General features: G+C 69.4%; 17 protein-coding genes and 1 pseudogene. 2 read left to right on the top strand and 16 right to left on the bottom strand.

Going from position 1 to position 18579, the window contains the following annotated elements; genetic code table 11:
* Positions 1-107: pseudogene (locus ACMGFI_RS20590) on the top strand (IS630 family transposase); the annotation flags it as partial.
* On the opposite strand, the gene ACMGFI_RS20585 reads toward ACMGFI_RS20590, so the two are convergent.
* Complete coding sequence (locus tag ACMGFI_RS20585; protein ID WP_436912188.1) at positions 104-367, bottom strand: MTH865 family protein; 264 nt, start codon at positions 365-367, stop codon at positions 104-106. The pseudogene ACMGFI_RS20590 and the gene ACMGFI_RS20585 overlap by 4 nt on opposite strands.
* A gap of 149 nt (positions 368-516) precedes the next feature.
* On the opposite strand from ACMGFI_RS20585, the gene ACMGFI_RS20580 reads away from it, so the two are divergent.
* The gene (locus ACMGFI_RS20580) at positions 517-2007 is read left to right on the top strand and encodes a PQQ-dependent sugar dehydrogenase (protein ID WP_436912186.1); all 1491 of its coding nucleotides are present in this window, start codon (positions 517-519) and stop codon (positions 2005-2007) included.
* Positions 2008-2092: 85 nt separating this feature from the next.
* Here ACMGFI_RS20580 and ACMGFI_RS20575 read toward each other — a convergent pair whose 3' ends face one another.
* From ACMGFI_RS20575 to ACMGFI_RS20505, 15 genes are all read right to left on the bottom strand, one after another.
* On the bottom strand, positions 2093-2677 hold the full coding sequence (locus ACMGFI_RS20575; protein ID WP_436912185.1) for a DJ-1/PfpI family protein: 585 nt from the start codon (positions 2675-2677) through the stop codon (positions 2093-2095).
* Positions 2678-2797: 120 nt separating this feature from the next.
* Positions 2798-3607, bottom strand: coding sequence for an HAD-IIA family hydrolase (locus ACMGFI_RS20570; RefSeq protein WP_436912184.1), 810 nt, complete (start codon positions 3605-3607; stop codon positions 2798-2800).
* Positions 3608-3708: 101 nt separating this feature from the next.
* Positions 3709-5178: a hypothetical protein gene (locus ACMGFI_RS20565; protein WP_436912183.1), complete on the bottom strand. Its 1470-nt coding sequence runs from the start codon at positions 5176-5178 to the stop codon at positions 3709-3711.
* Complete coding sequence (locus tag ACMGFI_RS20560) at positions 5175-5969, bottom strand: ABC transporter ATP-binding protein (RefSeq protein WP_436912181.1); 795 nt, start codon at positions 5967-5969, stop codon at positions 5175-5177. The genes ACMGFI_RS20565 and ACMGFI_RS20560 overlap by 4 nt, the downstream gene beginning before the upstream one ends.
* 203 nt (positions 5970-6172) lie before the next feature.
* Positions 6173-7096 carry an NAD-dependent epimerase/dehydratase family protein gene (locus ACMGFI_RS20555; RefSeq protein WP_436912180.1) on the bottom strand — a complete coding sequence of 308 codons (924 nt, stop codon included), beginning with the start codon at positions 7094-7096 and terminating at the stop codon, positions 6173-6175.
* A 48-nt stretch (positions 7097-7144) separates the two neighbouring features.
* Positions 7145-8887 (bottom strand): PH domain-containing protein, encoded by a 1743-nt coding sequence (locus tag ACMGFI_RS20550; RefSeq protein WP_436912179.1) that lies wholly within the window; start codon positions 8885-8887, stop codon positions 7145-7147.
* 3 nt (positions 8888-8890) lie between these two features.
* A complete protein-coding gene (locus ACMGFI_RS20545; protein ID WP_436912178.1) occupies positions 8891-9574 on the bottom strand; it encodes a PH domain-containing protein in 684 nt (227 codons plus the stop codon).
* A 114-nt stretch (positions 9575-9688) separates the two neighbouring features.
* Positions 9689-10663: an aldo/keto reductase gene (locus tag ACMGFI_RS20540; protein WP_436912175.1), complete on the bottom strand. Its 975-nt coding sequence runs from the start codon at positions 10661-10663 to the stop codon at positions 9689-9691.
* 94 nt (positions 10664-10757) lie between these two features.
* Positions 10758-11810: an ABC transporter permease gene (locus ACMGFI_RS20535; protein WP_436912191.1), complete on the bottom strand. Its 1053-nt coding sequence runs from the start codon at positions 11808-11810 to the stop codon at positions 10758-10760.
* Between the two features lie 100 nt (positions 11811-11910).
* Positions 11911-13941 (bottom strand): ABC transporter permease subunit, encoded by a 2031-nt coding sequence (locus tag ACMGFI_RS20530; protein ID WP_436912174.1) that lies wholly within the window; start codon positions 13939-13941, stop codon positions 11911-11913.
* The gene (locus ACMGFI_RS20525) at positions 13938-14837 is read right to left on the bottom strand and encodes an ABC transporter ATP-binding protein (protein ID WP_436912173.1); all 900 of its coding nucleotides are present in this window, start codon (positions 14835-14837) and stop codon (positions 13938-13940) included. Before ACMGFI_RS20525 ends, ACMGFI_RS20530 begins: the two co-directional genes overlap by 4 nt.
* Positions 14838-14992: 155 nt before the next feature.
* A complete protein-coding gene (locus tag ACMGFI_RS20520) occupies positions 14993-15979 on the bottom strand; it encodes a DUF4129 domain-containing protein (protein WP_436912171.1) in 987 nt (328 codons plus the stop codon).
* A 74-nt stretch (positions 15980-16053) separates the two neighbouring features.
* On the bottom strand, positions 16054-16788 hold the full coding sequence (locus ACMGFI_RS20515; protein WP_436912170.1) for a DUF7979 domain-containing protein: 735 nt from the start codon (positions 16786-16788) through the stop codon (positions 16054-16056).
* Positions 16789-16919: 131 nt separating this feature from the next.
* Positions 16920-17378, bottom strand: coding sequence for a VOC family protein (locus tag ACMGFI_RS20510; protein ID WP_436912168.1), 459 nt, complete (start codon positions 17376-17378; stop codon positions 16920-16922).
* 285 nt (positions 17379-17663) lie between these two features.
* On the bottom strand, positions 17664-18395 hold the full coding sequence (locus ACMGFI_RS20505) for an ATP-grasp domain-containing protein (RefSeq protein ID WP_436912166.1): 732 nt from the start codon (positions 18393-18395) through the stop codon (positions 17664-17666).
* Positions 18396-18579 lie beyond the last annotated feature (184 nt).

Below are 18579 nucleotides of genomic sequence, written 5' to 3'. Positions count from 1 at the left end.
AAAACGCTCTCAGCAACCGGTTCTTCGACTCGCTTGAGCAACTGACCACCGCGATCGATACTGCTCTCGACCAACTCTCGCTTCCAACAGTGAGCAATTATTTCTAACGACTACTATAGAGAAGGTCCTGCTCGTCGAGCTGCTCCATGATGTCGTCGACGAACGCGTCGACGTTGTCGTACGGGAAGTTGCCGCTCCCGAGCTTCGTGTTGAGCTCCATCGCTGTCATGGAGAAGTCGCCGGACTCGAACTTCGTGCCCGGGCCGTTCGGCAACGCCGGCACCAGGTCCATCGGGCTGGAGATCGGGTAGTCCGCGCCCTCGAACGCCTCGGTGAACTGTTCGCGGAGGTCTTGCCTGTCAACCATACGCGTACCATGTCCGTTTGACCGTAAAAAAGGTTCGAGATTCACATTTTCAAACCAGTTGCTCGTTTATCGCTCCGTCGGTCTGCTGCCCGTTCTCCACCTCTCCATCCGAACCCAAGATACCTATCACTGGGGGACAAATTCGGCCCATGGCCGACGACGACAGACTGACACGGCGACGCGCACTCGCGGTGAGCGGGCTGGCGCTGACCGGCGGGCTCGCCGGGTGCGGGAGCGACTCGAACGGCGGCGGTCCGGGAGACGAAGCGTCGAGCCCCGACGATACAGCGACCGAAGACCCGGACGACGACACCACCGGCGACACGGACGGCTCGACGGACCCCGGCGGATCGGAGACGGACGGCGACGACTCGACCGGGACATCAGACTTCGGGGACCTGACTGTCCGGGCCGAGCGCGTCGCCTCGGGGTTCACCTCGCCGCTGGCGCTCGCCATCCCCGAGCCGGGGCGACGCTTCGTCGTCGACCAGAGCGGGCAGGTCTACCTGCAGGAGGACGGGACCCTCCGCGAGGAGCCGTTCCTGGACGTGTCCGACCGGATGGTCGACGTGAGCGGCTACACCGAACAGGGGCTGCTCGGCGTCGCCTTCCACCCCGACTTTTCGGACAACGGGCGGTTGTTCGTCCGGTACAGCGCACCGGCCCGCGAATGGGTGCCCGACGACTACTCGCACACGTTCGTCCTCTCGGAGTTCCGCGCCGACCCCGGCGCGGCGACCGCCGACCCCGACTCCGAGCGGGTCGTCATGGAGATCGCCGAACCCCAGTGGAACCACAACGCCGGCGCCGTCGCGTTCGGCCCGGACGGCTACCTCTACGTCGCAACGGGCGACGGCGGCGGAGGCAACGACCAGGGCGCCGGCCACGTCGACGACTGGTACGACGCCGTCGACGGCGGCAACGGGCAGGACATCACCGAGAACCTCCTCGGGAGCATGCTGCGGATCGACGTGGACGGCGAGGGATCGACGGCGGGGACGCCGACGGGCGACGGTGGGGGCGGCGCGGACTCCGACGGCCCGGCCCGGAACTACGCGGTCCCCGACGACAACCCGCTCGTGGGGAGCGAGGGGCTCGACGAGCACTACGCCTGGGGGTTCCGGAACCCCTGGCGGTTCTCCTTCGGCCCGGACGGCCGTCTGTTCGTCGGCGACGTGGGTCAGAGCGCCTGGGAGGAGGTGTCGGTCGTCGAACGCGGCGGCAACTACGGCTGGAACGTCAAAGAGGGGACCCACTGCTTCCGGGCCGACGACTGTCCGTCGGAGAGCCCGCGCGGCCGACCCCTGCGCGATCCGGTGATCGAGTACCCCCACGGCGGTGCTGACGTGAGCGGTATCGCCGTCATCGGCGGGTACCGCTACGACGGCGACGCGATGCCCGACCTCCAGGGCCACTACCTGTTCGCTGACTGGCGGGCGGGCGGGCAACTGTACGCCGCCCGCGAGACCGACGAGGAGCTGTGGCCGACGACGACAGTCTCCGTCGACGCGGACGAACAATTCGGCCCGATGGTCCTCTCGTTCGGGCGCAACCCCGACGGCGAACTGTTCGTCTGTACGACGGCGCAGGGACAGGTGTCCGGCGACAGCGGCGCGGTGTTCCGACTGACGGATGCGTGACGGAGTTCCGGCTGGCGGAAGTGTGGCGGAGTTCCGGCTGGCGGAGGCGTAGCGGTCGAAGAAACGGTGGGTGACGGGGCCGCGGTCAGTCCGCGGTGACGGGCTGGCCGTGCTGGATATCGGTGCCGAGCACGTCGAGGAACGCGGCGATCCACTCGGGGTGGTCGGGCCAGGCCTGCGCGGTGACGAGGTTGCCGTCGGTGACGACACCTTCGGCCCACTCGCCACCCGCGGCGCGCACGTCGGCCTCAAGTGCCGGGTAGGCTGTACAGGTCCGTCCCTCGACGGCGTCCGCGGCGACGAGGATCTGCATCGCGTGGCAGATGGCCGCGACCGGCTTGTCTTCCGCGAAGAAGTGCTCGACGGCGTCGATGACGGCGTCGTAGTTGCGGATGTACTCCGGCGCGCGGCCGCCCGGGAGGACGAGCCCGTCGTAGTCGGCGGGGTCGACCTCCGACAGGGTCGCCGTCAGCTCGAAGTCGTGACCGCGCTCCTCCAGGTAGGTCTGGTCGCCGCGGAAGTCGTGGACCGCGGTCTTGACCGTCTCGCCCGCCTCCCTGTCCGGGCAGACGGCGTCGACCTCGTGGCCGACCGCCTGCAGCGCCTGGAACGGTACCATTACCTCGTAGTCCTCCCCGAAGTCGCCGGTGATGAGCAGTAGCTTCGCCATGGTTGTGAACCCCCTCGGAGTCCACGTAGTGGTTAGTCTCCCGACAGCATAAGCGTATCTCGACCTGTCGGGATCCGGACCCGAGCGCCGTCGGTCCGGGGACGAGAGCGGTTCTCTCGGTCAATCGAGCACGGCGGGCAGGTCGGCCAGCGAGTCGAGGACGGCGTCGGGGTCGACCGCGCCCTCCGCGGCGTCGCCCCGGGTCGAGACGCCGGTGAGCACCAGGGCCGTGGCCATCCCGTGGTCGGCGCCCATCCGGAGGTCCGTGTCGAGGCGGTCGCCGACGACCAGGCAGTGCTCGGCGGGCACGCCCAGGCGTGCGAGCGCGTCCTCGGCGGTTTCGGGCGAGGGTTTGCCGAGCACCCGGTCCGGTTCCCGTCCCACCGTGCGGGCGACGGCGCCGATGATCGCCCCCGACCCGGGGACGAACCCGTCTTCGGCGGGGATCGTCCGGTCGGGGTCGGTCCCGAGGAAGGCGGTGTCGTCGTCGATGGCGGCGAGCGCGTCGCGCATATCGCCGTAGCCGAACCGCTCGTCCCACGAGGCGACGAACACCGAGGCCGCCCGCGGGTCGTCGACGAGGTGCTGACCCGACTCACGGAGGTACGCTGCGAGCGAGTCCGACCCGAGGAGGTAGGTCGGTTCCTCCGGGTGGTGGTCGCGGAGGTAGTCCCGCGTGACCGTCGACGCGGGGAGGATCTCCGACTCGTCGGCGTCGATCCCCATCCCAGCGAGGCGGTCGACGTACTCCGCGGGCGTCTTCGTCGGGTTGTTCGAGCAGAAGCAGACCGAGATACCGCGCTCCCGGAGCGCGGCGACCGCCTCGGCCGCGCCGGGGACGGCCCCCTCGCCGCGGTAGACCGTCCCGTCGAGGTCGAGGACGACGCCGCGTACGTCGTCGAAAGTCTCGGAGTCGGACGTGGTGGACATTCGGTAGCTCGGCCGGCGGTTGGGACCGTCGCGGCAAAAGGGGGCCGGTCGGGGGCCGACACCGCGCGACGATCGGCGGTCAGCGGTCGGTCACGGCCGCCTCACCGCAGTTTCCGGCCCCAGCGCGGCCCGGCGCGCCGCGAGAGTCCGACGCCGACGGCGGCGGCGACGCCCGAGACACCCACGGAGACCCCGACGGCGACGGTCGGCGCCTCGGTGTAGGCGAGCGCGGCGACGACCAGCGGGACGGCGACCGCCGCCAGCGCCGCGCCGAAGGCGACGAACAGCGGCGTGTCGAAGAGTAGCTCGTTCGGCGAAAAGCCCGTGACGTAGGCCGTCACGCCGAAAACGTAGACCGCGACGAGCGGGAAGACGACCGCGCCGACCGCGACCTGGACCGGGGAGAGCCAGGCCAGCGACCCGAGGAGGTAGACCAGCCCGGCGGGCACCGAGAGGACGAGGAACGCGGTCCGCTTGCCGGCGAACGCGGCCGACAGCGAGAGCGGCAGGCGCAGGTACTCCTCGGCGGAGTCGAACTGCGTGACCCAGCTGTAAGTCGTGAACGCGCCCAGTCCGAGCAGGGTCCCGACTGCGATGCCGTAGGACGGCGCGAGCGTCGTCGCCCGTGCGACCTCCCGGACGAGCAGGACCGTGACGCCGAACAGCACGCCCATCGAGAAGAGGACTTTCCAGACCGACCCCGACGAGCGGACGACCTCCAGCAGCGTCCGCGTGGCGACCCCGTCGCGGTCGCGGATGGCCGACCGGACCCGCTCGTACCGCTCGGGCGCAGACCGCGCGCCGCCGCTCTCGACCGGCTCGAACGCCAGCGGCCCGGCGACCGCCAGCGCGAGGGCGGGGCCGAACCCGGTGACCGCCGACCGGAACGACGGATCCAGGTAGAAGCCGTAGGGGGACAGCGCGACGGCGTCGAGTCGGCCGGTAAATATGCCGGCGGCGACCGCGAGGACGAGCGCGAGCACTGCCGCTCTACTCCGGGTTCCGACGCCGGTGAGCGTCAGACTAGTCCCGACGCCGAGCCCGAACGCGCCGGTCGTCGTCAGCCACAGCAACGCGACGCGGGCGGCCGGCTCGCCCGCCGAGAGCGCGACGGCCGCGTAGCCGACCGACAGCGGCGCGAGGAACAGCGCCGAGTAGTACAGCAGGTCCTTGACCACGAAGACCGCGAGTAGCCGCCGCCAGGTGACCGGGAGCGTCCGCGCCGAGAACACGAGGAGGGTCACGTCGCCCAGCACGTCCCGCAGCGCGTCACGCCCGACGAGGCCGATGGTGCCGGTCTGGAGCCCGAAGAAGAAGACCAGGCCGTGTAGCCCCGCCGCGACAGCGTCGATGGAGGTGCCCGCCACCGTCAGCAACCAGACCCCGAGGCCGCCGAAGACGGCGATCACGAACGGGAACGCGGCGAACCGGTCGCCGAACAGCTCGGCCTGGAGGCGCCACTCCTCGCGGATCATCCGCACGAGCAGGCGGGTCGACAGCCCGCCGCGGCGGTTCGGCGCCGATGAGTCCGTCGCCCCCGGGTCCGCTGTCGGAGAATCCGCGCCGCTCATGGCTCGGACTCGCCGGAGGCCCCCCCGGCCGAAGTCGCCGCCGGTCCGGCGGTTGCGCCGCGGTCGGCCCGTTTCTCGTCCGCGCCGGATTCGACCTCTCGACGGAAGTAGTCGAGCAGTTGCTCCCCGTTGTCGAGGTCGCGGGGGTCGCGCTCGGCGACGAGTTCGCCGTCGCGGACGATGCCGACGGAGGTACACAGCTCCTCGGCGACTTCGAGGAAGTGCGTCGAGAGAAAGAGGGTGTTGCCCCGCTCGCAGTAGTCGCGCATGTGGTCTTTGACCTCGGCCTGCATGATCGGGTCGAGGTTGACCAGGGGCTCGTCGATGAACACGAGGTCGGGCTCGTGGATGAACGTCTGGGCGAGCATCACGCGCTGGCGCTCGCCCTCCGAGAGGTCCGTCGAGATGGTGTCGAGCGTGTCGGCGAAGCCCAGCCGGTCGGCCCACTCGGCGATGCGGTCGTCGACGGCCGACAGGTCGCGCACGTCGCCGACGAACTGGAGGTACTCCCGCGGCGTGAGGAAACTCGGCGGATCCTCGCGCTCGGGGAGAATCCCGACCGCCTCGCGGACGGCCAGCGGGTCGTCGACGGGGTCGTGGCCCAGCACGCTCGCGGTCCCCCCGGTGGGGTCGAGCTGTCCCGTGAGTATCTCGATGGTCGTCGTCTTGCCCGAGCCGTTGGGGCCGAGCAGGCCGAACAGTTCGCCCTCGGGGACCGACAGCGACAGCCCCTCCAGCGCCGTCACGTCCCCGTATCGCTTCGTCAGTCCGTCCGTCTCGATTGCGCCCATAGTGGTGTCCTCCGGCCGCTCGACGGCGCGCCCGCCGGGCGGTCCCTGCGTCTGACGTACCTCTCGCGGCCGCCCCCTTAGTGGTTCTGTCGGCGCTATCGCCGACGAGACCCGGAGGCGGACCGTCGAACGCCGACTGCGTGACGCCGACGGCGGCCGACCGGGGACATCGACCGCGGGACGCCGACCGCGTATCTCCGTCTTCAGCGCCAGTCGATCCCGGGAGACGGCGACTCGTCGGCCTCACGCCAGGAGTAGGCCGGCTCCCAGCCGAGTCGCGCTTTCGCCTTCGCGTTCGAGAGGGCGGCCTGCTGGCCCTCCAGGTCGCACTCCTCGGGGAGTTCGCCCGCGACGGCCTCGATGATCTCGGCGGTGGGCTGGCCGAGGTAGTTCTCGTCGGCGACGCAGTGGTAGACCTCGTGGCCCCGCTCGTCGGCCGCCAACGCCGCCTCGACCATCCGGGCCACGTCCCGCACGTCGACGTACGACCAGAGGTTCCCGCTCAGTTCGCCCTCCTCCAGGTCGAACCCCTCGCGCTGCGGGCGGGCGCGCTCGGCCTCGGGCCCGTAGACGCTCGCCGGCCTGATCGTCGTGACCGGCACGTCGTAGCGCCGGGCGACCGTCCCGGCGACCACCTCGCCGCAGTACTTCGAGGCGCCGTAGGGGTCCTCCGGGCGTCGCTCGTGGCCCTCCGTTATCGGCAGCGAGTCGGGCAGCCACGGCTCCTCGGCGAACAGCATCCCGTAAGCTGCCTGCGAGGAGGTCCAGACCACCTCGGCGTCGGCCCGCCCGGCCGCGACGAGCGTGTTGTACGTGCTCGTCGTGTTGTTCTCGAAGACGCGCGTCCCGGGGTCGTCCAGCGGACCGGAGATGGCCGCCGCGTGGACGACCGCGTCCGGGTCGACCTCGTGGACCGTCTCCCATGTCTCGCCCATGTCGGTCAGATCGACCGCGCGGAACTGCGCGTTGGGCCTGTCGCCCTCGGGGCGCTCCAGGTCGACGCCGACGACTTCGACGCCGTCGTCTGCCAGTCTGTCGACGATCCACGCCCCGACGCCGCCGAGCGCACCGGTCACGACCGCGCGGTCGACGCCGTGGTCGAACTCGCCTGGCCCTGCGTGTGCCATGCGGTACCGTGGAACGCCCACCTCCGAAACCCTTTGGCCGAACGGGGGTCAGTCGTCCGCCGGCGTCCCGCCCGGGTCCAGTTCGCCGGAACGACTGTCGGAGCCGGGGTCGGGACCGCGCCCGTGATCCCCGCGCCGGCGGCGTGCGAGCGCCCCGTAGAGTTCGTCGGAGACTTCCTCGCGGATCTCCTCGGCCCGCTCCGCGTCGATGTCGACGGCCTTCGCGTCCTGGCCGGTGAGGCTCTGGGACCCGGCGGTGTCGACGGTGACCGTCGCGAGGTCGCGCCGCCGCTGGAAGATCGTCTGGGAGCTGAAGACCGTCTGGACGCGGTGGTAGGGGACCACTTTCTGCCGGCGGACCCAGAAGCCGTTGCGCGTGATCACGTGCTCGTCGCCGAGCGCGTAGCCGCGATTCTTCCACTTGTAGTGGGCGGCGACGGGCACGAGCGGCGCGGCGACGAGCGGGACGTACCAGTACAGCTGGAACTCGGTGAGCACGGACCCGGCGTACAGCAGGGCGACGATGATTGCCAGGCCGATCGCGTAGCGGAAGCCGTAGCGCAGGCGCGCCCGTTTCGGCGGCCGTTCGAGCGCCGAGTCGTCGAACGCCTCCAGCGAGCGGGCCAGCGAGACGACGCGGTCGCGCTCGGCGACCGGGATCGCCGACTGGGAGCCGTTCGACTCGCCGCTCGTCGGCGTGTACCCCGCCGTCTCGATGGTCAGCGCGGCGTACCCCAGCGCCCGCGCGAGGACGTTCTCCTCCAGCGTCAGCGTCTGGACCTTCGAGAGGGGGATCGTCCCGCGGAACTTCTGGAGCAGTCCCCGCTCGTAGCGCAGTTCCTCCTCGCCGCGGTCCAGGCGGAACCCGTAGTAGCGGGCGGCGTTGAGCACCCCCGAGACGAGCGCGAGCAGAGCGATAGCCCCCAGCGCGGCCAGCGGCCCCAGGAACGCGCCGACGAGGCTGTCCAGTCCGACCCCGTACTCCCACCAGTTGTCCGGTTCGGCCATCGAGACCGCCGACGGCGCGAAGATCGACGCGCCGAAAAAGAGGAACGAGGCGATCCGGAGGTCGACGGAGATCAGCGCGAGGATCCCGAGCTCGCGCTCGGTGATCGAGAACACCGTCTCGAAGCGCTCCTCGTCGGTCGCGGTCGTCTCGCCGTCCTCGGCCTTCGCGGCGCGGCTCAGCCGGCTGATCTCCGACTGGAGCCGCTCGGCGTCGTCGACGCCGACGTACTGCAGTTGCGCTTCCGTCCCACCGCCGCCGGCTGTCTCAAGGCCGACCTCGGCGATCCCGAGGACGCGCTGGACGACGTTCTGACTGATGTCGACGTTCTGGATGCGCCGCAGCGGGATCTCCCGCTTGCGCCGCGAGAGCACACCCGAGCGGATGTCGAAGGTATCGGCGGTGAGTTCGTACTCGAAGCGGCGGTAGCGGGCGACGAAGTAGCCGACGAACGCCGCGATCCCGAGGACGACGGCGACGATCGCGCCGATCGCTAGCAGGCTCCGTCCCGAGCCGAACAGCGCCGAGGCGCCGCCCCCGCCGAAGACGAAGATGGCGATGACGATGCTGATCCCCTGCTGGGCGATCTGGTAGGGGACCGTCAGCACGTTCAGTTTCTGCGGCCCCTCGATGCGGGGCGTCGCCGCCGAGGGACCGGCGCTCTCGGCCTCCTCGGCGGCCGCCTCGCTGACCGTCTCGCGGTCCGTAACGTCAGCTTGCGAGTCGTCGGTCGGTTGGTCGTCGGGGTTCGACGCCGGGTCGTCCCCCGTGGAGTCGTCGCTCATTGGCTACACCGCGTCTTCGTCCTCGGAGGCGATCGCGAGCCGTTCGAGCCGGGACTGGAGGTCCTCGGCCGTGTCGGGCGTGAGTCCGGGGACCGTCACGTCGGCGCCGCGGGAGCCGGCGGTGTAGACGACCAGCGTCGAGAGGCCGAGCACCCGCTCGAACGCCGAGCGGCGCGTGTCGATGTGCTGGACCCGGACGTAGGGCACCACGGTCTGGACTTTGGTGAGGACGCCGCGGGTGAGATACAGCGACTCCTCGCGGACGACGTAGCGCCACGACCGATAGAGGAAGACGGCGCGGACGGCGCCGTACACCGCGAACAGGAGGAACAACCCTGCACCGACGGCGACCGCGCTCGTCGTCCGGTCGACGGGGAAGTACTCGAAGACGACCGCCCAGGTGATGAACCCGGCGACGGCCGCCGTCAGGAGCGCGCCGACGAGCGGGCCGACGATCCACTCGACCCGGACCTTCGGGTCGAGCGTCCGCGGTTCGCCCGGCGTCTCGACCGACTCCGCGACCGGCCGGTCCGTCCCGTCGGCCGCAGGTTCCTCGGCGGGGCTTTGGGGGTCGTCCGACGGCGACCGATCGGCGCCGGCCGCCGGGTCGCCGGCCGACTCCGCGTCGGCAGCGACGCCTTCTGTGGACGGGTCGGCCCCGTCGCCGTCGTCGCGGGGATCTGTCATCGCCTCAGTCGTGGGCCGGGCGCGGTTTAGTGGTATCGCCACCGCACGCGGACGCGGGTCGCCCCGGCCGACCGGTCCGGGTCCCAACTCGTCCGGACGGCCGGGCCGCGGTTCTCACTCGTGGCCCGACACTTGGACCGGCTCGTACGGCTCTTCGAGGTACTCGGTGTCTGAGTCCGACAGCGAGATGTCCAGCGCCTCGACGGCCTGTTCGAGGTGTTCGACGCTCGTCGTGCCGACGATGGGGGCATCGACCCACTTCTTGTCGAGCAGCCACGCCAGCCCGATCTGGGCCATCGTCGCGCCGTACTCGTCGGCCAGTTCCTCGACCCGTTCGTTGATCTCGCGGCCGCCGCCCTCGAAGTAGGGGTGTTCCCGGGCGTAGTCGTCGGTCTCGCCGCGGGTCGTCGCGTCGTACTCCTCGTGCGGACGGGTGAGGTAGCCACGCGCCAGGGGACTCCAGGGGATGACCCCGACGTTCTCCTGCTGGCAGTAGGGTAGCATCTCCCGCTCCTCCTCGCGGTAGAGGAGGTTGTAGTGGTTCTGCATCGTCTGAAACCGTTCGAGGCCCAGTCGCTCGCTCGTGTGCAGCGCGTCCGCGAACTGCCGGGTCCACATCGACGAGGCGCCGACGTACCGGACCTTCTCCCGGCGGACGGCGTCGTCGAGCGCCCGCAGGGTCTCCTCGATGGGCGTGTCGTAGTCCCAGCGGTGGATCTGGTACAGATCGACGGTGTCCATGCCCAGCCGTTCGAGTGAGTTGTCCAGTTCCTGCTCGATGGCCTTCCGCGAGAGGCCCCCCGAGTTCGGGTCGTCGTCGTCCATCTGGAAGAACCCCTTCGTCGCGACGACGCTCTCCTCGCGGTGGCCCTCCAGCGCCGTCCCGAGGACGCGTTCGGACTCGCCCCGCGAGTACATGTTCGCGGTGTCGAAGAAGTTGATCCCCAGGTCGCGGGCTCGCTCGACGAGTTCGATCCCCTCCTCCTCGTCCAGGACCCACTCGCGCCAGTCCGACGAGCCGAAGCTCATGCACCCGAGGCAGATGCGGCTGACCTCGACGCCGGTCGATCCCAGTGTGGTGTACTCCATACGCTCGCGAGGGTCGCGCGGCGCAAAAAGGTGGGTTCCCCGGGTGCTGTCGCCGGCTCTCGGGCTGTGACCGGGAATCGGCCACTTCAGCGACTCAGAGCCCCTCGGGGTCGGTCCGGGCGACGAGCCGCCGGGCGCCGACGAACAGGGCGACCGCGGCGACGGCGTAGGCGGCGACGTGCAACGTCGTCGTCGTGGTCGGGCTGTCGACGGCGAGTTTCGCGACGGTCGTCGCCGGGTGTTCCGGCACGAAGGTCAGCAGGCCGAACCCGAAGATCACAAGCACCGAGTACAGCAACTGCGCCTGTCGGCGCTTTGCGGTCAGGACGCCCAGCGAGAGTCCGAGCGTAACGACCAGCGTCGTCAGCGCGGTCACGACGAGCAGGATCCCCGGGACGTTCGAGACGGCGATGCCGTTGAACCCGAGCAGGCCGATCCACAGCGCGGCCTGGGCGGGCGCGATGAGGACCATCGCCAGCGCCTTCCCGTCGACGATGTCGACCAGCGACAGCGGCGCGACCCGCAGGAGATCGAGCGTGCCGCGCTCGATCTCCTCGGTCAGCGCGTCGACGGCGACGGAACCGCTGATGAACGGGGGGAGGAAGAGCAACAGCGGGACCAGCACCGTGTAGGTGAACCCGAAGTAGGGGCTTGCGTCCACGTCGTCGGGCAGCGGCACCGGCGAGCGGTCCAGCGAGTCCGCGCGGGCGATCCGCTCGGTGCGCTCGACCGACTCCAGCAGTGTGCGCACCTGGTCGACGATCAGCGTCGTCTCGATGCTCTCCTGGGGCGCGATCACCTCCACGTCGATCCGGTTCCCCGAATCCCCGGCCAGCAGCGTCGCGTGGACGTTCCCGTCGTGGTAGGCCTCGCGGGCGGCCTCGGCGTTCGGATAGACGATCGTGCGGACCCCTTCCTGGTCCTCGGCCGCGCGGACCAGCGCGTCCTCGTGCTCGCCGGCGACGCCGAGGACGACCTCGCCGGCCGAGACGGAGCCGGGACTGTACAGCGAGGTGAGCCCGACGACGAGGAACGACGAGAACGCGGCGACGAACAGCTGGATCAGCAGCGCGAGGACGATCGTCTTCTCGCGGCTGAGCGACGCCAGGTCCCGCTTCGCGACGGTGAGTCGCGGGTCCGAGAGCAGCGACCGCGCCGCGGAGTCGTCACCGCCGCTCGGTCCGCCGCCTCTCGACTCGTCGCCCGATTCGGCGGCCGTCGACCCCGGTTGCGGGGCGGGCGCGTCCTCACCGGACAAGGGTACTCACCACCGTGAGGTTGTAGGCGACGTGAACGACGACTGCGACCGCGAGCGCTATCGCGTACGAGCGCGGCCCTCGTCGCGCGCCGAGCGCGGAGATCGACGCCGTGACGACGTGCAGCGCCAGCGGCGCCAGCAACAGCGCCGCGACGAGTATCGGAATCGGGACCCCCGTCGCCACGAGCGCCTGTTCGCCCATCGCGGCCTGGCCGACGGGGAGCGTCTGCAGGTCCGCCAGCCGGACGATCAGCGTCAGCTTCTCCGCGAGGAAGAACCCGAGGCCGCTGAAGGCGCCGACGACCAGCGCCGTCCGCAGCCGGTCGTCGAACAGCGCGTGGGCGTAGCCGGCGTAGACGTGCAGGCTCTTGGCGAGTTCCTCGACGACGGCGATGCCGGCGAGCAGCGCGATGACGATGATCCCGACCGGGAGGTCCGCCTGCCAGAGCGGGTAGGCGAACGCGACGACGACGAGTTCCGCCACGAGGACGAACGGCAGCAGGACCGCGGTCACGAGCGCGACGCTCCGGCGGCGCTCGATCGGCCCGGCCAGCGCGTCGAGCACCTTGTAGGGGATCGGCCGCTGGGTGAACATGTCCTCCTCGCGGTAGAGGCCGGCGCCGAGGCCGAAACAGACCAGCGCCGTCAGCGTCGGCGGCAGCGTCGAGAAGACGAACTGGCCGAGGCCGATGGCCTGGCCCTGCAGGTCCCGGACGACGAGCGTCAGCGGCGAGATGAGCGCGATGGGCGTCACGTCCGTGAAGATCGCCGGCACGAACGCGTAGGAGGTGAGCGTGACGGTGATCGTCACGGTGACGAAGGTCAGCTCCTTGAACGACCGGGCGAACATCGCGCCGAGGAAGGTCGCGGCGAGAAAGAGGAGCGCCAGCGGGACGATGGCGAGCACGGAGACGACCGAGCCGGCCAGCCCGAGGCCCGCCTGCAGCGCGACGGTGATCGCCGCCGCGACGCCGACGGCCGCTGCGAAGTACGGCAGTGTCTTCCCGACGATGATGTCACCGCGGGAGACGGGCGCGACCAGCAGGAGTTCGCCCCGGCGGTTGATCCGCTCGCTGAGGATCGTCGACCCGTAGGCCTGGATGACGAAGTTCAGCGGCAGGACGAACACGAACGCGAGCACGAGCGACCGGAAGGGGAACGGGGGCGTGATGTCGGAGGGCGCACCGGTAGAACTCCCGCCGGTCAGCCGCGCGCCGATGCTCGACCCGGCGACGTTGGAGCCGTCGCTGGGTCGGCTCACGTCCGAGGAGCCGTCGCCGCCGCTCCCGCCGTCGTCCGACCCGTCGCTCGCGGCTCCGTCGGTCCCGTCGCCCGCGGACCCGTCACCGGCCTCGTCGCTACCGTCCCCGCCGTCACTGGCCGTTCCGTCGCCGCCCCCGGCCTCGTCGCCGTCGTCGCTCTCGATCGGGATCGTCCGCGTCTGCGAGGCCGTGACCCGGGTTGACTCGCGGTCGACGTAGGTCAGGTTCACCACGACCGGGAACGCCGCCGACTGGTTGTCCTCCAGGTCCATGATCCCGTCGTTGTACCGCTTGACGGTCGACCGCAACTCGGAGACCGCGGCCCGGCCCTTCGTCGAGTCGGCGTACTCGCGGACCTGGGGGCCGACGATCCTGATCTCCTGATAGCCCGCCTCCACGGCGGCCGAACTCGGGTCCTGTACCCGGAAGGTCGGGTCGAGGTAGGCGGGGTCGTAGAGGGGGTCCTCCTGGACGACGCCGACCCGGTAGATCCCCTGGTCGAGCGCGACGCCCTGGCTGACGGCCACCGGGGCCATCGCGCCCAGCCCGAGCACCGCCAGCAGCGCGATGGCGGCCGTCCGCCGGTCGACGCCGCCGGCGTTTTTCGTCACCTCCCAGCGGGCGATCCGGGCGACGTTCTCGACGCGCGTGCGGAGCCAGCGGGCGAATCGACGGCCGCGGGACCCGCCGTCGGTGCCGCCCGCACCCGGCTTGCTCCGGGAGCCGTCGTCGCCGTCGACCGGCGGTTGGCCGCTCACGGCCGCGGCCCCGAGGTCCGCTCGGCCTCGGGGTCGGACTCGGCCACGTTGAGAAACACCTCTTCGAGACTCGACTCCTCGGTCCGGATGTCGACGACCTCGCCGCCGGCCTCGCGGGCCGCCTCCCGCGTCTCGTCGACCGCGTCCATGCTCTCGACGACGCGCCGGTAGTGGCCGTTCTCGCGGGCGCTGTCGGGCACCTCGACGGTCGTGTAGACGTGGTACTCCGTCCGGCCGTACTCGGCCTGGAGTTCGTCCAGGTCGCCCTTGGCGACGACGCGGCCCTCGTTCATGATGGCGACGCGGTCGCAGATGCTCTCGACGTGGTAGAGATTGTGGGCGCTGAAGACGATGGTCTTGCCCTGTTCGCCCAGCTCGCGCGTGAAGTCGATGATGTAGTTGGTCGTCAGCGGGTCGAGGCCGCTACCGGGTTCGTCGTAGACCAGCACGTCGGGGTCGTTGATGAGCGACCGGGCGATTGCGACCTTCCGTTTCATCCCCTTGGACATATCGCCCAGCGGGCGGTCGCGGTGGTCGAGTTCCAGCCGTTCGAGCGTGTCGTGGATGCGCCGGTCGGCGACTCCCTCCGGGACGTCGTAGAGGTCCGCGAAGAAGTGCAGATATGAGACGGGCGTCATCTCCTCGTACAGCGGCGACTCCTCGGGGAGAAAGCCGAGGCGTTTCCGCATCTCGGTCTCGCCGGCGTCGTAGCCGGCGACCGAGACCTCGCCGTCGGTCGGTTCGACGAGGCCCGCGAGCATCTTCAGCGTCGTCGTCTTCCCCGCGCCGTTGGGGCCGATGATGCCGAAGACCTCCCCCTCCTCGACCGTGAACGTGCTCCCCTCCACCGCGACGAAGCCGCCGTACTCCTTTCGCAGGTCGCGGGCCGTGATCATTCGACCGACCCTTGCGGGTGGGGGATTGTATAGGTTCGTCCCCGGTTATCGTATCTGGAGACGGCCCGACCGTCGACCGGCGGGCTCCCAGTGGGACCGACGACTGAAACGGTTCCGGCGCAGTGGTATCCCCGGCTACTCCGAAGTCGACCTGGCTAGCGGTCCTCGCCGTCGGAATCGTCGGTTCGCTCCCCGTAGGCGTGCTCGATGGAGCGGAACACCGAGAGGGCGACCTTCTCGCGGCTGGCCGGGTCGCGCTGGCCGTAGCGGACCTCCTCGAACAGCCGGGTGAGCTCGGCCACGTCGTCCTCGGCCATGCCGGCGGCGACGGCGGCGTCGGCGAACTCCCCGGGCGTCGCGGTGTCGGGGTCGGGCACGTCGAGCATGCTCGTCATCTCCCACCACGCGCGGTAGACCTCGTTGTCCACGTCGGCGTTGTGGTCCTCGAGCCGGTCGGCGGCGCGGCCGGCCGCGGCCGCGAGATCCCGCGGCGTGAACGGGTCGGCGTCGTCCGCCTTTGCGTCGCGCTCCTCGATGTTCGAGATGGTGTCGCCGCCCGACGCGCGGTACAGCGCCGCCGCGGTCCCGACGAGGACGACGCCGAAGACGCCCAGCACCGCCTCCGCCGGGAGGTTCGTGACCAGCGGGTCGCCGCCGTTGCCGGGGAAGGTATCGCCGGTGACGTTCCCCGGTCCGATGCCCGGGCTGTCGTAGCTCGGACAGTCCGTCGAGAGGAAATAGGAGAGCAGCGCGGGCGGCGCGAGCGCGTACAGGCCAAGGAACGAGGCGCCGAACGAGTAGCGGCGCTTGATCATCCCGACGGCCGCCGCGAGCGCGCCGAAGTAGGCGAGCCCGCCCCACCACGTCGTCAGCGGCTGGACGCACCGGGTCAGTTCGAGCGGCTCACCCTCCGGTTCCTCGGGGTATCCCGGGTCGTCCGGCGGCCCCTCGTTCGGATCCGACGGCGTCTCCAACGGCGGGTCACCGGTCACCTCGGGCGGTTCCTCGTCCGGAGCGTCGGCTACCGGCGTCCCGGCGTCCAGGGCCGACGCCACGGTCGCCGCGCCGACGGCGACCGCCGCCATCGCCACGACGCCGACCACGACCACTCGCAACGACGTCCGGTCGAAGTAGTCGTCCATGGGTGTGTCATTGGCTACCGATTGTAAATGTCTTTCGTACACATAGACTACCTAACACGACAGTCAGGACGGAGCTACGCCGTCGAATCGACCCGCTCGACTGTCAGCGTCTCCGCCCAGTAGTCCCCCACCGCGTAACTCAGTCGGTAGGCCTCTCCGTCGTATCGGACGTGTGAGGTTTCCTGGAGTTCCTCGGGAAGCGAGTCCCACTTGCCCATCGGCACGTCGTGCGAGCCGTTCTCGACGGCCCACCGGACCTCGTCGCGGACCTCGGTCGAGAGGTTTCCGTAGGCGGTCACGGTGGCGTTCTCGTCGGGCGAGGCCCGGTCGGCGTAGATGCTGTAGGAGGCGTACAGTCGCCCGTCCATGGCCGTGTCGATCCGGTAGAGGTGGTCGCCCTTGCGGACGAACGCGTGGCCGCGGAACGGCCCCGCCGCCTCGACGGTGTGGTTGCCCTCGACGTACGGCGAGTCGGGGACGAAGGAGATCTCGCCGTCGAGCGCGTCGTCAAAGGCGGCCTGCGACGCGGGCGGCAGTGCGGAGTAGTCGACCGTGTTCGCGTCCGTCGGTTCGCTCGGCGTCGGCGACGCGCTCGGCGGCGCCGGCGTCGGCGTGTCAGTCGACGCGGCCGGATCTGTCGTCCCGGTCGGCGACGAATCGGTCGGCGTGGCGGTCGGCGACCCCGCGGGCGCGTCGGTCGGGTCGGCGGAGTCGGTCGCCGTCCCGCCGTCGCCGGGGCCGGGCGCGGCGAGACAGCCGCCGACGGCCACCAGGGCGAGCAACGCGGCGATCAATCGGATCCGTTCCATACCCGGAGGGCGGTCCCAGACGGGAAAGGGCCTTGTCGTGGCTCAAAGGGGCCTTTGATCGGTCGGCGGCGGGGGCGGTCCGGGACTGGTCCGGCCGGTCGGTCCCGACCCGGTTCGGCCCGGTCGCGTCCTCACTCGGACGCCATCCCCTTCGCAGCGAGTTCGTCGAGCGCTGCGTCGGTCTTGTCCAAGTCGAGGTCCATCCCGTCGAGGACGCCCTCGGCCTTGGTGAACTGCACCGTGTCGTACTGGACGACCTGGATCCGGTTGCCCCACGGGTCGCGGAAGTCCAGCCCGCCCTGATCGAGCCGTTCGACCCCCTCCTCGGCGAGACGCCGCTCGACGAGTTCGGCGTCGTCGACGACGAGCCCGAAGTGGCGGTGCCCGTCGGTCGTCTCCCCGGCGTCGTCGTCCTCCGAGAGCGCGAGGAACTGGTCGCCCATGTCGAGGAACACGGCCGAATCGGTCTCGCCGCGGACCGGGAAGTCGAATATCGACCCGTAGAACTCGCGGGCCGCCGCAGCGTCGCCGACCGACAGGGCGACGTGGTTGATCCCCACCATCCGGGCGCGGTCGCTGTCGTCACTCATACCTGGCCGTTTGAGCGCCCGTCAAATCAACTGTCGGGGACGAAGCGGCGCTGTTCGGTCTTTGTGCGTATTGACCACTGTGAGTTCTTCCAGTTCAGCGAGGTATTTCGACACCCGTGCGAGATACAGGGCGCGTCTATAGCACAACCACGTCGATCGCCTCGGCCCGGACCAGGCAATACTGAGCGGTAGGGCAGACTGCTTTGGTGAAATCCTCAAAAAGAAACAACTCCAGCCAGTCATTCAACGAGGTGGGGTCCCTCCTGATGTCGGAGTTACCCCTTCTCACTCGCTTGGCAGACTCTCGATAATCGATTCGGTGAGAGCCGGCTCTAGTCCCGTGTCCCGGTATCCAGCCGCGAGGTTGACATCGACAGCCCAATACTGGCCTTCGTCATCCTTGACCAAGTCCACCCCCACACCCCTGAGGTCGAACCGTTCAACAAGTGCTCGGAGCGACGCCGCAAGCGCTGGCTGAATCTCTATCTGGCCGAGGAACTGCTTCTCCATATAGAGCTTCGAGGTGACGCGCCTCCCCGCGACGTGTATTTGTGACCCGTCGTTGACGGCGTAATACTTGTAATCGACTGGCTCCGTCGGGATCAGTTCTTGATAAAAATCTCCCTCGCCGTTGAGTTCGGGTTCGTCGTTCCAGATATAGCAACCTTTTGCGACGTACTCACCATCGGGTTTCTCGAAGGTGACTTCAGGTGTACGAAATCCCATCTCCGAGAGTGCGCGAAGCCCGACCAGCCGTGAACTGAACAAAATCGTCGCCTGAATGTTGTTCCACAGTGGTGTCCCCGTCCGTCGAGCATGCCTGAGAGTGGGGAACGCACTCGGGAGTGTCTTCTTGTTAACGATCAACGAGAGATCGGCGATGTGATCTGGTGAGAACGTAGATTGAGGATGAAAGAATCGAACCTGAATGCCTGCGTTCTGAAGACGCTCGGCTACGTCGCTAAACACTGGCTTATTCCTTTTGCACAGGATACCGATACTGCGATCACTTCCCATCAGGATCTACGTTGGTGTTCGAGCGTGAGTCTGAATAGCATTCTGGTGTCTGGTTGAACAAGTTCGGTAACCCGTAAAGAGTGTCGCGGAGAGTGGGAGATGGCCCGACGGATGTGACACACACTGAACAGTCCCCTGTACTCAATATGGCTGGCGAACTGGACAGTACCCAAAGATAGATAAC

Origin of the sequence: Halosimplex marinum (assembly GCF_051414075.1) — an archaeon.
Taxonomy (GTDB): Archaea; Halobacteriota; Halobacteria; order Halobacteriales; family Haloarculaceae; genus Halosimplex; species Halosimplex marinum.
Note: the sequence above shows the minus strand (reverse complement) of the source record. Positions and strands in the feature narration are given on the sequence as shown.